At 62.2% G+C, this 12,754-nt stretch carries 9 protein-coding genes and 1 tRNA gene; 7 read left to right on the forward strand and 3 right to left on the reverse strand.

Annotated elements, in window-relative coordinates; translation table 11 throughout:
• Positions 1-28: 28 nt before the first annotated feature.
• Complete coding sequence (locus B015_RS30550; protein ID WP_018426891.1) at positions 29-1,177, reverse strand: AGE family epimerase/isomerase; 1,149 nt, start codon at positions 1,175-1,177, stop codon at positions 29-31.
• Positions 1,178-1,525: 348 nt separating this feature from the next.
• On the opposite strand from B015_RS30550, the gene B015_RS0106645 reads away from it, so the two are divergent.
• From B015_RS0106645 to B015_RS0106670, 6 genes are all read left to right on the forward strand, one after another.
• Complete coding sequence (locus tag B015_RS0106645; protein WP_051091948.1) at positions 1,526-2,563, forward strand: LacI family DNA-binding transcriptional regulator; 1,038 nt, start codon at positions 1,526-1,528, stop codon at positions 2,561-2,563.
• A 262-nt stretch (positions 2,564-2,825) separates the two neighbouring features.
• A complete protein-coding gene (locus tag B015_RS0106650) occupies positions 2,826-4,661 on the forward strand; it encodes an iron ABC transporter permease (protein ID WP_198292847.1) in 1,836 nt (611 codons plus the stop codon).
• Positions 4,662-4,708: 47 nt separating this feature from the next.
• Positions 4,709-5,938: a substrate-binding domain-containing protein gene (locus B015_RS0106655; protein WP_018426894.1), complete on the forward strand. Its 1,230-nt coding sequence runs from the start codon at positions 4,709-4,711 to the stop codon at positions 5,936-5,938.
• A 29-nt stretch (positions 5,939-5,967) separates the two neighbouring features.
• Positions 5,968-7,101: an ABC transporter ATP-binding protein gene (locus tag B015_RS0106660; RefSeq protein WP_018426895.1), complete on the forward strand. Its 1,134-nt coding sequence runs from the start codon at positions 5,968-5,970 to the stop codon at positions 7,099-7,101.
• A gap of 94 nt (positions 7,102-7,195) precedes the next feature.
• Positions 7,196-8,080, forward strand: a complete 885-nt coding sequence (locus B015_RS0106665; RefSeq protein WP_018426896.1) for an inositol monophosphatase — start codon at positions 7,196-7,198, stop codon at positions 8,078-8,080.
• A gap of 100 nt (positions 8,081-8,180) precedes the next feature.
• Positions 8,181-8,744: a protein-tyrosine phosphatase family protein gene (locus tag B015_RS0106670; RefSeq protein ID WP_018426897.1), complete on the forward strand. Its 564-nt coding sequence runs from the start codon at positions 8,181-8,183 to the stop codon at positions 8,742-8,744.
• Between the two features lie 461 nt (positions 8,745-9,205).
• On the opposite strand, the gene B015_RS0106675 is transcribed toward B015_RS0106670, so the two are convergent.
• Together B015_RS0106675 and B015_RS0106680 are read right to left on the reverse strand one after the other, a co-directional pair.
• Positions 9,206-9,280, reverse strand: a tRNA-Gln gene (locus tag B015_RS0106675).
• Positions 9,281-9,398: 118 nt separating this feature from the next.
• Positions 9,399-9,737, reverse strand: a complete 339-nt coding sequence (locus B015_RS0106680; RefSeq protein WP_018426899.1) for a VOC family protein — start codon at positions 9,735-9,737, stop codon at positions 9,399-9,401.
• 206 nt (positions 9,738-9,943) lie between these two features.
• On the opposite strand from B015_RS0106680, the gene ppdK reads away from it, so the two are divergent.
• The gene (gene ppdK / locus B015_RS0106685) at positions 9,944-12,610 is read left to right on the forward strand and encodes a pyruvate, phosphate dikinase (RefSeq protein ID WP_018426900.1); all 2,667 of its coding nucleotides are present in this window, start codon (positions 9,944-9,946) and stop codon (positions 12,608-12,610) included.
• The last annotated feature ends 144 nt before the right edge of the window (positions 12,611-12,754 follow it).

Raw genomic sequence — 12,754 nt, forward strand, 5'->3', positions numbered from 1 at the left:
CTGGTACTTCGATTTCAAGGCAAGCGGGTCAGGGTGTCGCAAAGGCAGCTACACGGGGTGTGGCGCCCGGTCGATTCAGCAACTCGGCGACGGCGGTCCAGAGGTGATAGAGGGAGCTCCCTGGGATCGTTCGCGCTGTAGGGCGGCCATTGAGGTCGAAGCAGTCCCTCCATGTGCCCGGCGGGGTGTCAGCCAGATAGCTTTCGAACAGTGCGCCGGCGACCTGCTCAGCGAACTCGTGGTTGGCATCGCCCATCGCGAGATTGGCCTTGAGGAATTCCACCTGCGGCCAGAGCCGGCGCTTGTCGCTCAGCAATGTGCCGCCGGGATCGATTTCGTCCATGACGAAGGGCCAGCCGGTGGCCTTGCCGCGCAGGGCATTGGCAAACAGCAGCCGCTTTTCCCGGGAAAGGTCGCGACCCGACAGCTTTTCATAGCGTCCAAGCAGCCATACCCATTCGCTCATGTGGCCGGGGGACAGGCGGTCGGAGTCGAATTCGGTCGAGACCTCCCATTCTGGGCCGAAATACTCCCGCAGCAGGCCGTACCTTTCGTCGAAGAACCGCCCCTGAAACAACAGGTACAGTTCGCCTGCGCGCGCCGCATGCCGGCAATCCGGAAACGCTTCCCACAAAGCCAGAAACGCTTCGAACAGATGCATATGCGGGTTCTGGCGACGAGGCAGGGTGCCGCGTTCGTCTTCGGCATAGCCGGTGAAGCGACCATCGAGCGTGGTGTCGAGCACCTCGACGACATCGGCAATCGCATCGCGGTAACAAGCCTTGGCTGTCGCCGTGGAAAGGGCAGCCAGTGCAAGCAAGACGCAGGCATGGTCGTAGAGGTCGCGCCGCGAATCGGTGACGGTCGCCGAGGCGATGTCGATCGCCGATGCATAACCGCGCGGGCTGTCGTTAGACCAGGCGATCTTCCTCAGGCTTGCGAACGCCGCCTCGGCCTTGGCAAGGGCACCGTCAGGTGCGACGCCGAGGGAATGTGCATGGGCAAAAACATAGATCTGTCGGGCCGCGGTGCGAGCCCGCACGATGCCGGACTTGTCCGGCGTGCCGTCAAGGTCCAGCCCTTCGATGAACTGTTGCGCACCTTCATCGAACGCCGCCTCAAGCCACCGGGGCATGACGGTGTCGATGAAGTACGATTTCAGGCGAACCAGTCCCATGCCTTGCGTATCCCCTCCCTGGCGCTGGGCAGCCGGTGCGCACGTTCGTGCAGGGCGGAGCGCTCCGGCCGGATGCGGTGCCTGCCTGATCGTTGTGCTGTGCTGCAATGCGCGTATCGAGCTGTCGGCCCATACGTACCCTCCGGCAGTTTGCACGGATTGTACGCGCGTGCAATGTACGCGCGTACATTTTATGGTGTTCAGAGCATTTCAGGCGTTGTCGAGGTGTGGTCATTGTCGAGGGAGGGCGATGCCTTGTCCTCGTAGGGCATCAACGGCCCACTCCAGATTGACAGCAGCCATTCTCAATCCCTAAGGGTGTTGTACTGTCTGTTCATGGATGCCCCAATGAAAAGGAAGCCGTCAGGCGCTGGCGGCCGCAGAGAGTCCCAGGCTTTTGTCACCGCACAGGATGTGGCTGATCTGGCAGGGGTTTCGCGCGCGGCCGTGTCACGCACCTTTACCTACGGGGCCAGCGTCTCGGCGGAGACGCGCCAGCGCGTCATCCGTGCGGCGGAAGCGCTCGGCTATCGGGTCAACCGGCTGGCGCAAACGCTCAGTGGCGGCCATTCCAACCTGGTTGGCATCGTCGTTGCCAACATGAGCAGCCCGCATATGTCGCATCAGCTGGACCAGCTCAGCGGTGCCCTTCTTCGGCGCGGCCTGCAATGCCTGCTGCTGAATGCCTCGGCCATCTCGGGCGACATTTCCCAACTCATTGAACTTATACTGGAATTCCGTGTTCGTGCCGTCGTGATCCTGTCGGGGACGCCGCCCGAGTCGATCATCGAGGAGTGCAAGAGCAACAACGTCAGGATGGTGCTGGTCGACCGTAGTCATCATGACGACGTGGACAACATCGTCAGCGACGACGCCCATGGCGCCCGCCTGGCCGCTGACCGGCTGATCGCTGCCGGCTGCACCCAGGTGGCCGTCGTCAGCGCCCGCAAGACGTCGAGCCAGTTCCGTCGCCGCACGGAGTTCATCGCCCATATGCAAAAAGCAGGGATCAAGACGATCCCCTGGGCCATGGATGAACCCAGCTACGATGCCGGCAAGCGTGCCGGGTTCGAGCTGCTTCAGAATGGCGGCATCGACGGCGTGTTCTGCGTCACGGATCTGCTTGCCATCGGCATGCTCGACGCGGCGCGCACCCTGTCCAGGCGTGTCCCCGAAGACGTCAGCGTGATCGGCTTTGACGACATCCCCCAGGCGAACTGGCACGCCTACCAGCTGACAACGATCCGCCGTAAGCAGAACGCCATCGCCGAGGCCATTCTCGAGGCGATCGAGCGCGACGATGCCAGTGGAGCGCCGCTGCTGTGCTCAATTCCGGTGGAACTGGTCGAGCGCAGCACCGCAAAGACCCCGTCTGATCAGGGCTGACTCTGCCTATCGCGTGATTTGATCTTTTGTATTTTGCAATCGCGTACACTCGGCGGGCGCGCTTTCGCGCAAAATTGTTCCGATAATCGTTCCTATTTCGGCAGGAGGTCGGCCTAATTCGACCGATTTGCAGAAAATATCGATGTTGATGCCATTTCACCTCTGTCTCTGATTGACAGGTTTTGCAATCGCGTACATTGTTCTTCACCAAGGCGGCAGGGGGAAACTAAGCGGTCGCCGCTGTACATCTATTGGGGGGATCATGCTCGACCAGCAAACAATTGCGCGGGGCGATGCTGGCCGGGCAATGTCGGCCTTTGTCGCGTTACGCTTCTGGTTTTCCAGGATTTCGGTCGAGAAATGGCTCGGATTCGCGCTGACGCTTGCCCTTGTCGCTCTCATCGTCGTTCCGCTGGCGGAGCTGATCCGTGAGACCTTTACGGTCCAGCAGTATGATCGGGTCTACCTGCCAGGCGCGAAAGTTGGAGACTTCACATTTTTCCATTATGAGCGCGTGTTCAACAGCAAGTTGTCCATGGCGCTGTTTTTCAAGCCGTTCCTGAATTCGCTGATTACGGCATTTGCGGCCACGGTTGTCTGCCTGGCGCTGGGCGGAACCCTGGCGTGGCTGGTGGTTCGCACCGACATTCCTTTCCGCGGCACGCTCCATACCATCGTGATGATCCCGTACATGCTGCCGTCCTGGGTGATGGCGTTGGGCTGGCTGATCTTTTTCAAGAACGAGCGCATCGGCGGCTCGCCCGGCGTGTTCGCCTATCTGACTGGCATGCAGCCGCCGGACTGGCTTGCCTATGGCGCCGTGCCAATCGTGATCTGCCTTTCGCTGCACTATTATGTCTACGCCTACCTCACCGTTTCGACTTCGATCGCCAATGTCGACAGCCAGCTTGAGGAGGCGGGAGCCATGGCTGGCCTGTCGCGACGCAAGCAGTTGCTCATGATCACGATGCCGCTGCTGTTGCCGGCCATCGGCTCGGCCGTCGTGATGACCTTCATTCGCGTCGTGGGGTCGTTCGGCACGCCGGCGGTTCTTGGCATGCCGGTGCGCTTCTATGTCCTGCCGACGCAGATCTATGCCGCCATCGGTATGCGCAACATCGGCGACGGCTTCCTTCTGGCGCTCGTCCTGGTCCTGCTCGCCGGCCTGTTCATTTACATCAACCAGCGGCTGGTCGGTGTGCGCAAGAGCTTCGTGACTTTGACGGGCAAGGGCTTCCGAACCCGCACCACGCCGCTCGGCTGGTGGCGCTGGCCGGCCCTGCTTTTGATCGGGTTCCTGCTCCTGGCCGCGGTCGTCTTCCCGCTCGGATTGCTCGTGCTGCAGTCGCTGATCAGGCAGGTCGGCAACTACGACCTGACCAACCTTACGCTCTACTACTGGATCGGCGGCAACTCCGAGGGCATGGCGATCAATCAGCCGTCGCTGGTCGACAACGCCGACATCATCGCCTCGACCTGGAACAGCCTCAAGCTTTCGTTCTTTGCGGCACTTGGGGCAGGGTTCTTCGGCGCGCTGATCAGCTATGTCGTGGTTCGCACCAGGGGATCCTTCGGTTCGCGGGCGCTCGAGACGATCGCCTTCATGCCTTACATCTTCCCCGCACTCGCCTTCGGTGCGATCTACATCGGCCTGTTTGCCCGGCCGATCGGCCCGATACCGGCACTCTACGGCACCTTCGCCTTGCTGGTGCTGATCTGCACGGTGAAGATGTTGCCCATCATCACACGGACCAGCATCTCGACACTGCTCCAGCTCGACAAGTCGCTGGAAGAGGCAGCACAGGTCCAGGGCATAGGCTGGGTCAAGCGGATGATCCGCATCGTCGTGCCGATCATTGCCGGCGGATTGTTCTCCGGCATGTTGCTGGCCTTCGTCAGCGTCATGCGCGAACTGTCGCTGATCATCCTTCTGGTGACGCCATCGACCAACGTGCTTGCCGGCGCGATCTACAACTACCAGATCGGCGGGCTCGAGCAGCTGGTGGGCGTCGCCTCCACCTTGCTCGTCGTCCTCGTCATTTCGATCAACTTCATCGCCCGTGCAATCGCACGCAGAGCCAGGATCGACGTGATCTGAGCTCGCGCGACATCAGATATTTCAACGCCAAAATAGGGAGATTTGGCATGCGTTTGAAAGCAAGACATCTGACACTCTTGCTGGGGATTGGCCTGGCGCCGGCCGCAGCCAGCGGCGCCTGGGCGCAGAGCTCGCCGGAGTTCGAGGCCTGGCTGAAGGCGTCCAAGCTTGGTGCCCACCAGACCGAGGAGAACTGGGACGAGATCACGGCAGCTGCGAAGAAGGAAGGGGCGCTGACCGTCTACTCCTCGGCAACGACGATGACGGCCGCCGGCGAGGATTTCGCCAAGGCCTATCCCGAGATCAAGGTGCAGGTGTTCCCGCTCGGCTCGGAGAAGACCATTGAGAAGGTGCTGAGCGAGCATCAGGCCGGCATCTACGCCGTCGACGTGGTCTATTCCGGTGGCACCCAGCAGATGGTCTACGACCTGCTGCCCAACCAGAACATCGTCAACTACGTTCCCGCCTACCTGAAGGATCGTATCGACGAGAAGTATCGCGAGCCGCTGCTGACACAGAACATCGAAGCCTTCGCGATCACCTACAACGGCGAAGTGAACACAGCGCCGCCGATCAAGAACATCTGGGAACTCACGGAGCCCAAGTGGAAAGGGCGCTTCATGATGAAGGCGCCGATCGGATCGGCAACGACGACGACAGCGCTGGCCGCCTTTGTCGAGCACTCCGATGATCTGGACAAGGCCTATGAAGCCTACGCCGGCAAGAAGATCGAGCTGTCCGAGGGCGTCGAGAATGCCGGATACGAGTTCCTGCACCGTATCCTCGCCAACGACGTCGTGATCCAGTCGAACAGCGGCAAGATCGCTGAGGCATCGGGCAAGGCCGGCCAGAAGACGCCGCCGATCACGCTCGCGCCGATGGCCTATCTGACCCGTAACGACACCGATGGCTACGTCAACGTGCCGGCCTACGATCTCATGCCGTCGGGCATCGTCACTTACCCGAACTTCGTCGGCGTCGGCGGCCAGGCGCCGCATCCGAACGCCGCCAAGCTGTTTATCGCCTTCATGATGGGGTCGAAGGACCTCAACAAGGACACACAGCTGAAGGCGCCGTTCCGTGAGGGCGACGCGGGCAAGCTGCTGCAGGGCATGGGGCCTTTCTTCCGCATCGGAACGTTCTCGCCGCGCAACGACGTGCCGATGCCGCCGAACGCCGAGAAGTGGCCTGTTGTGACCAAGTGGCAGGCATCGCCTGAATTCGTTCGCGACAATGTCGCCAAGCTGAACGACTTCTGGCTGCAGCGCGCCAACTAAGATGAACCTGACAACCTGGGGGAACCTCGATGAACGAGATTGAATTGAGGTCTGTTACCAAGACCTACGGCGGTCACCTGGCCATCCCTGGCCTTGACCTGGACGTCGCGAAAGGCAGTTTCGTGACATTGCTGGGTCCCTCGGGTTGCGGCAAGACGACGACGTTGCGCATCATTGCCGGGCTCGAACAGGCCTCGGCCGGCTCGCTCTCGCTCAGCGGGCGGTGCGTCTACTCAAGCGCCGATGGCGTTTTCGTGCCGCCTGAAAAGCGTGGACTGGGGTTCATCTTTCAAAGCTACGCGTTGTGGCCGAACATGAAGGTGGCCCGCAACATCACGCTGGCGCTGACGGAGGCGCGCATGCCGGCAAGCGAGGTGCGCAGCCGGCTTGAGGATGCCCTTGCCAAGGTGCAGCTGAAGGGCCTGGAGGACCGTTACCCCTCCGAGTTGTCGGGTGGCCAGCAGCAGCGTGTCGCGGTCGCAAGGCTGATCGCGGCGCGCAGTTCCATCCTTTTGATGGACGAGCCGCTTTCGAACCTCGACGCCAAGCTGCGCACAGAAATGCGTAAGGAGCTGAAGCGGCTGCATGCCGACCTCGATGCGACGACGATCTACGTTACCCACGACCAGGTCGAGGCGCTGACCATGTCTGACGTGATCGTGGTGATGAAGGACGGCGTCATTGCGCAGAAGGGCACGCCGCACGAACTCTACCACGAACCGGCCAATCTGTTCGTCGCCGAGTTCATCGGCGATCCGAAGATCAACCTTCTGCCTGGGCACATCGGCGGCGACGGGCAGGGGCCGAGGGCAATGCTGGCCGACTTCAGCATTCCACTCGGTGAAGGGTTCGACGTCGAAGGTCCGGTGACATTCGCCATCAGGCCCGAACATGTCGAGATCCACACCAAGGCCGTCCCGGGCTCAGTCGCGGCGGTCGTCGAGATCGTCCAGCCGATGGGCTCGCAGACGATCGTCTCGCTCACGGTCAACGGACGTCCCATCACAGCCTTGATCCCGAAGTTTGCCCAGGATCTTGGACAGACGGAGGTGTGGGTGTCCTTCAGTCCGGAGCACATGCTGGTCTTCGACAAGGACCAGCGCCTGTGCCGCAGGAACATGTCTGTCGCGCTTCGGGACTACCGGCGCCAGGCTGGCGGTTAGCCGCAGGAACGCCCACCAAAGCAGCTGCCATGCCGGCAGCCCATTCGGGCCGCGGCCAAGGTCGCGGCCGGCGCCCAACAACGGGAATATGCCTATGATCTTTTCCAGCGGCGACGCCGAAGCCGTCGTGCACATCATGCGCGAAGTGGCGCGAACCGAAATCCTGCCCAGCTGGCGCAATCTGTCGCCAGGCGCGATCAGGTTCAAGACGTCGATCCATGACATCGTAACGGACGCGGACGAGGCAGCTGAGAGAGCCATCACGGCAAAGCTGCGCGAGCGTTTCCCTGATGCCACCGTCATCGGCGAGGAGGCCGCAGCTTCCAATCCCGCACTGCTCGACCGTTTGTCGGAAGCTGAGTTCGCCTTCATCGTCGACCCGATTGACGGCACCAAGAATTTTTCGGCCGGACTGCCGCTGTTCGGCGTCATCATCGGAGTTGCCTGCCGGGGCGAGGTAATCGCCGGGTTCATCCTCGATCCTGTCGGCGACGACGTCGCCATCGCCTTGCGCGGGGAGGGCGCCTGGATCGAGATGCCCGATGGCAGGCAAAACGACCTTCACGTGGCCAAGGCTGCACCGCTGCATGACATGGTCGGCTGCGTTGCCTGGAACCAGCTGGTCGAGCCGGTCAAGACGACGCTGCTGACCAATCTTGCCAAGGTGCGGGCGGCACCCAGCTATCGCTGCGGCGCGCACGAGTATCGGATGATCGCGGCCGGGCATTATCATTTCCTGCTGCAGGGCAAGATCATGCCGTGGGACCACGCCGCCGGCTGGCTGATCCATCGTGAAGCTGGTGGGTTTGCCGCCCGTTTCGATGCCTCGCCCTACAACGCGGCAACGCATAGCGGCGGGATCCTGTGCGCGCCCGACGAAGACAGCTGGCATCTGCTGCGCGATGCGTTGTTCGAAACATCAGTCGAAAGCTCCGCCATCAAGGCGGGCATGGCGCAGCCGAGCAGCCAGCTACGATGAATGAACGCGGCCGCCGGGGTGCTCCTGCCACCGGTTCGGGCGGCCACCGTTCTGACAGCCCCATTTCAACACCAGATGCCGAAGGACAATTGTGGCAACAATGACTTTCCCAGCCTTGACCGTTTGCGGAATTGAAGAACTGCCCGACCAGAGCGGCCGCAAGGTGACGCATGTGTTGTCGATCCTTGACCCGAACCATCCCGGGGTCGACGCATTCGACGCCTATCCGGCCCACAGCCGCACGACGCTGCGTTTCCATGACATCATCGATCCCGAGCCGAACAAGCTGATGCCGCAACCCGAACATGTCGGCGACGTCATCCGGTTTGCCGAGCATCTGAAGGCAGACGCCGAAGGCGGACACGTGCTGGTCCATTGCCACAAAGGGATTTCGCGCTCGACGGCGGCGATGCTCACCTTGATGGCAGCAGCCAGCCCGGAGGAGGACGCCGAGAGCCTGTTTGCCAGGCTTGCTGCGATCCGTCCCCAGGCATGGCCGAGTTCCCTGATGGTTCGCCTCGCCGACGAACAACTCGGCCGCCGCGGCAGCCTCGTCGCAGCGCTCCGCCGCCACTATGGCCGACAGATCGTGGCGATGCCGCACTATGTCGACTTCATGACCGGCATCGGCCGCCGCGCCGAAGTCGAAATGGCCGAGGCCTGATCACAAGTTGGCGGGGGCATGGATGGACCATGGCCTCCCGCTGGCCTTTTTTCGTCATGTCCCGCAGGCTTCCGCTCAACCTGATGAGCCCAGCTTGTCGACCATCATCCGACCGTTCTTGATGATCGCCGAGTGCGCCAACGCCAATCCCTGGCAGCCAATACAACGGCAACCTCTGAATCCCGTCGACAACGCGGATGCCGAGAAGTCGGTCACACCGGCGAGCTTGTGGGAGGGGCTTCCGTTCTGTGGAAGCTTGATGAGACGCAGGCCGTCGACGACATGAAGACGCCGGGAATTCGTGGAGTGTCAGCGATCAGTGTGCCGTAGTTGAGCGACACACCTGAGGCTGTGCTCTTAGAACGTAACTCTGTACCATCCATGCATTGTGGCGGGCTGAGTTGAGGCGAACAAGGATTCGCAGAAAATCTGCAAATGATTTCAGTCGTTTGTGGACAGGGTGGCTGGGGCGCCAGGATTCGAACCTGGGAATGTCGGTACCAAAAACCGATGCCTTACCGCTTGGCGACGCCCCAACAAGCCGCAGGCATTCAAGTGGTGAGCCGCAGGCGAGTCAATCGATCGCCGCCTTATATGCAGTGCGCGGCAAAAGCACAACGCGCCTTTGCCGCTTTTCCAAAGCCGCGGATGGGCCTATTCACCCCACACGGCGAGCTCGTTGCCGGCCGGGTCGATGAAGTGGAAACGCCGGCCGCCGGGGAACGGGAAGATCGGCTGCACGATCTTGCCGCCGGCATCCAGCACGGCTGCCAGGGTGTCCTCGAGCTTTTCCGAATAGAGCACTGGCAGCGGCTTGGCCGACGGCGCATCCGACTGGAAGCCGCCTTCGATGCCTTCGTCGAAGGCCGAATAGCCGGGGCCATAGTCGGTGAAGGTCCAGCCGAAAGCGGCGCTGTAGAAAGACTTGACGCTGTCGAGCGTGCCGCCGCCGGCGGCCATTTCGAGATAGTCGAGCTTGCCGGTCTTCTTCATCGTCGTCTCCTGAAATTGTTCCTGATATGTTCTATATGGGCCGGATGCCGTGGGCAATAGGCAGGTAGCTCAAGCCGATTAATCGATTGTAGGACGTGACGTTCGGGAACTCTGCCTTGCCTTTCGCAGCGCAGCATCTTATCGCACAGGCAACAGGCGGATGGGGGCCACTGTCCGCTACCACACTCAGTCGGCGAGGAGAGGGCATGACCAAGTGGGTCTACAGGTTTGGCGATGGTGCTGCGGAAGGGCGCGCGGGCGACCGCAATCTGCTCGGCGGCAAGGGGGCTAATCTCGCCGAGATGTGCAGTCTCGGTCTGCCGGTGCCGCCTGGCTTTACCGTCACCACCGAGGCCTGCAACTGGTATTATGCCAACGGCCGCGCATACCCAAAGACGCTGGAAGTGGATGTCCGCGAAGCGCTCGACCATATCGGCGCACTGACAGGCCGCAGCTTCGGCGACCCGGAGAAGCTGCTGCTCGTCTCCGTCCGTTCCGGCGCGCGCGCGTCGATGCCGGGCATGATGGACACGGTCCTCAATCTCGGCCTCAATGACGTCACCGTCGAGGCGCTTGCCCGCGACGCTGGCGATGCGCGCTTCGCCTATGACAGCTATCGCCGCTTCATCACCATGTATTCCGATGTGGTGCTGGGCCTCGATCACGAGGTCTTCGAGGAGATTCTGGAAGACGAGAAGGGGCGGCTGGGTCACGAACTCGATACCGATTTCACCGCCGCCGAATGGCAGAACGTGATCTCGCTCTACAAGGCCAAGGTCGAGGAAGAACTCGGCCGGTCCTTCCCGCAAGATCCGCATGAGCAACTGTGGGGTGCCATCGGTGCGGTGTTCTCGAGCTGGATGAACCATCGAGCCATCACCTATCGCCGCCTGCACGACATTCCCGAGAGCTGGGGCACGGCCGTCAACGTCCAGGCCATGGTGTTCGGCAATATGGGCGACACCTCGGCCACTGGCGTCGCCTTTACCCGCAACCCCTCGACCGGCGAGAAGATGCTTTATGGCGAGTTCCTGGTGAATGCGCAGGGCGAGGACGTCGTTGCCGGCATCCGCACGCCGCAGAACATTACCGAGGCCGCACGCATCGCCGCCGGCTCCGACAAGCCGTCGCTGCAGAAGCTGATGCCCGAGGCATTCGCCAATTTCGTCGCGATTTCGCAGCGGCTCGAAAAGCACTACCGCGACATGCAGGACCTCGAATTCACCATCGAGCGCGGCAAGCTGTGGATGCTCCAGACCCGCTCGGGCAAGCGCACCGCCAAGGCCGCGCTCAAGATCGCCGTCGAGATGGCGGCAGAGGGGCTGATATCAAAGGAAGAGGCGATCGGCCGGATCGATCCTGCATCCCTCGACCAGCTGCTGCATCCGACCATCGACCCCAAGGCCCAGCGCGAGGTGATCGCGGTCGGTCTGCCGGCCTCGCCCGGTGCTGCCACCGGCGAGATCGTGTTCTCGTCCGACGAAGCCGAGGAGATGAAGTCGGCGGGCCGCAAGGTCATCCTCGTCCGCATCGAGACCAGCCCCGAGGACATCCACGGCATGCATGCCTCGGAAGGCATCCTGACGACGCGCGGCGGCATGACCAGCCACGCGGCGGTCGTTGCCCGCGGTATGGGAAAGCCCTGCGTCTCCGGTGCCGGCTCGCTGCGTGTCGACTATCGTCAGGGCACGCTGACGGTGATGGGCAAGGTCTTCCGCAAGGGCGACATCATCACCATCGACGGCGCCAACGGCCAGGTGCTGAAGGGTGCCGTGCCGATGCTGCAGCCCGAGCTGTCGGGCGACTTCGCTGCCATCATGGAATGGGCCGATGCAGCGCGGCGCATGAAGGTGCGCACCAATGCCGAGACGCCTGCCGATGCGCGCATGGCACGCTCCTTCGGGGCCGAGGGCATCGGGCTTTGCCGCACCGAGCACATGTTCTTCGATGGCGATCGCATCATCGCCATGCGCGAGATGATCCTCGCCGACACCGAGAAGGACCGCCGCAAGGCGCTCGACAAGCTTTTGCCGATGCAGCGTTCGGACTTCCTCGAGCTGTTCGAGATCATGGCTGGCCTGCCGGTGACGATCCGCCTGCTCGATCCGCCGCTGCACGAATTCCTGCCCAAGACTGAGGAGGAAATCGCAGAAGTGGCCGAGGCGATGAACGTGCCGGCCGACAAGCTGCGCCAGCGCACCGAGGCCCTGCACGAATTCAACCCGATGCTCGGCCATCGTGGCTGCCGCCTGGCTGTCTCTTATCCCGAGATCGCCGAGATGCAGGCGCGCGCTATCTTCGAGGCGGCCGTCGAGGCCGGCAAGAAGACCGGAAGCCCCGTCGTTCCCGAAATCATGGTGCCGCTGGTGGGCCTGATGAAGGAACTCGACTACGTCAAGGCGCGCATCGACCAGGTCGCCCAGAGCGTCATGCAGGAGAGCGGCACGAAGATCGACTACCTCACCGGCACGATGATCGAGCTGCCGCGTGCGGCGATCCGGGCGCATGTCATTGCCGAGGCGGCCGAGTTCTTCTCTTTCGGCACCAACGACCTGACGCAGACGACCTTCGGCATTTCGCGCGACGACGCGGCGTCCTTTCTCGAAACCTACCGGCAGAAGGGCATCATCGAGCAGGATCCGTTCGTGTCGCTCGACATCGAAGGCGTCGGCGAACTGGTGAAGATCGCTGCCGAAAAGGGCAGGGCGACGCGGCCCGAGATCAAGCTCGGCATCTGCGGCGAGCATGGCGGTGATCCGGCCTCGATCCGTTTCTGCGAAAGCGTCGGGCTGGACTACGTCTCGTGCTCGCCTTTCCGCGTGCCGATCGCCCGGCTTGCGGCTGCGCAAGCGGCGGTGAAAGCGAAGGGGTAAGCGCCTCGGTCTTGCCAGGCTGTGCCCGGAGCAAATTTCCGGGCGCGGGTCGCCGTGTCAAACGCGCTGATGGAACATCGGCCTTGAAGCCCTACGTGGGCATTCCACGTAGGTATTTCATTGCCGTCATCATCGCGCCAAGAT

The organism is Hoeflea sp. 108 (assembly GCF_000372965.1).
Taxonomy (GTDB): Bacteria; Pseudomonadota; Alphaproteobacteria; order Rhizobiales; family Rhizobiaceae; genus Aminobacter.

What these genes read in the sequence shown, in the direction of transcription:
- B015_RS30550 (WP_018426891.1), bottom strand. Translation starts at nt 1,177, where the DNA reads ATGGGACTGGTTCGCCTGAAATCGTACTTCATCGACACCGTCATGCCC.
- B015_RS0106645 (WP_051091948.1), top strand. Translation starts at nt 1,526, where the DNA reads ATGAAAAGGAAGCCGTCAGGCGCTGGCGGCCGCAGAGAGTCCCAGGCT.
- B015_RS0106650 (WP_198292847.1), top strand. Translation starts at nt 2,826, where the DNA reads ATGCTCGACCAGCAAACAATTGCGCGGGGCGATGCTGGCCGGGCAATG.
- B015_RS0106655 (WP_018426894.1), top strand. Translation starts at nt 4,709, where the DNA reads ATGCGTTTGAAAGCAAGACATCTGACACTCTTGCTGGGGATTGGCCTG.
- B015_RS0106660 (WP_018426895.1), top strand. Translation starts at nt 5,968, where the DNA reads ATGAACGAGATTGAATTGAGGTCTGTTACCAAGACCTACGGCGGTCAC.
- B015_RS0106665 (WP_018426896.1), top strand. Translation starts at nt 7,196, where the DNA reads ATGATCTTTTCCAGCGGCGACGCCGAAGCCGTCGTGCACATCATGCGC.
- B015_RS0106670 (WP_018426897.1), top strand. Translation starts at nt 8,181, where the DNA reads ATGACTTTCCCAGCCTTGACCGTTTGCGGAATTGAAGAACTGCCCGAC.
- B015_RS0106680 (WP_018426899.1), bottom strand. Translation starts at nt 9,737, where the DNA reads ATGAAGAAGACCGGCAAGCTCGACTATCTCGAAATGGCCGCCGGCGGC.
- ppdK (WP_018426900.1), top strand. Translation starts at nt 9,944, where the DNA reads ATGACCAAGTGGGTCTACAGGTTTGGCGATGGTGCTGCGGAAGGGCGC.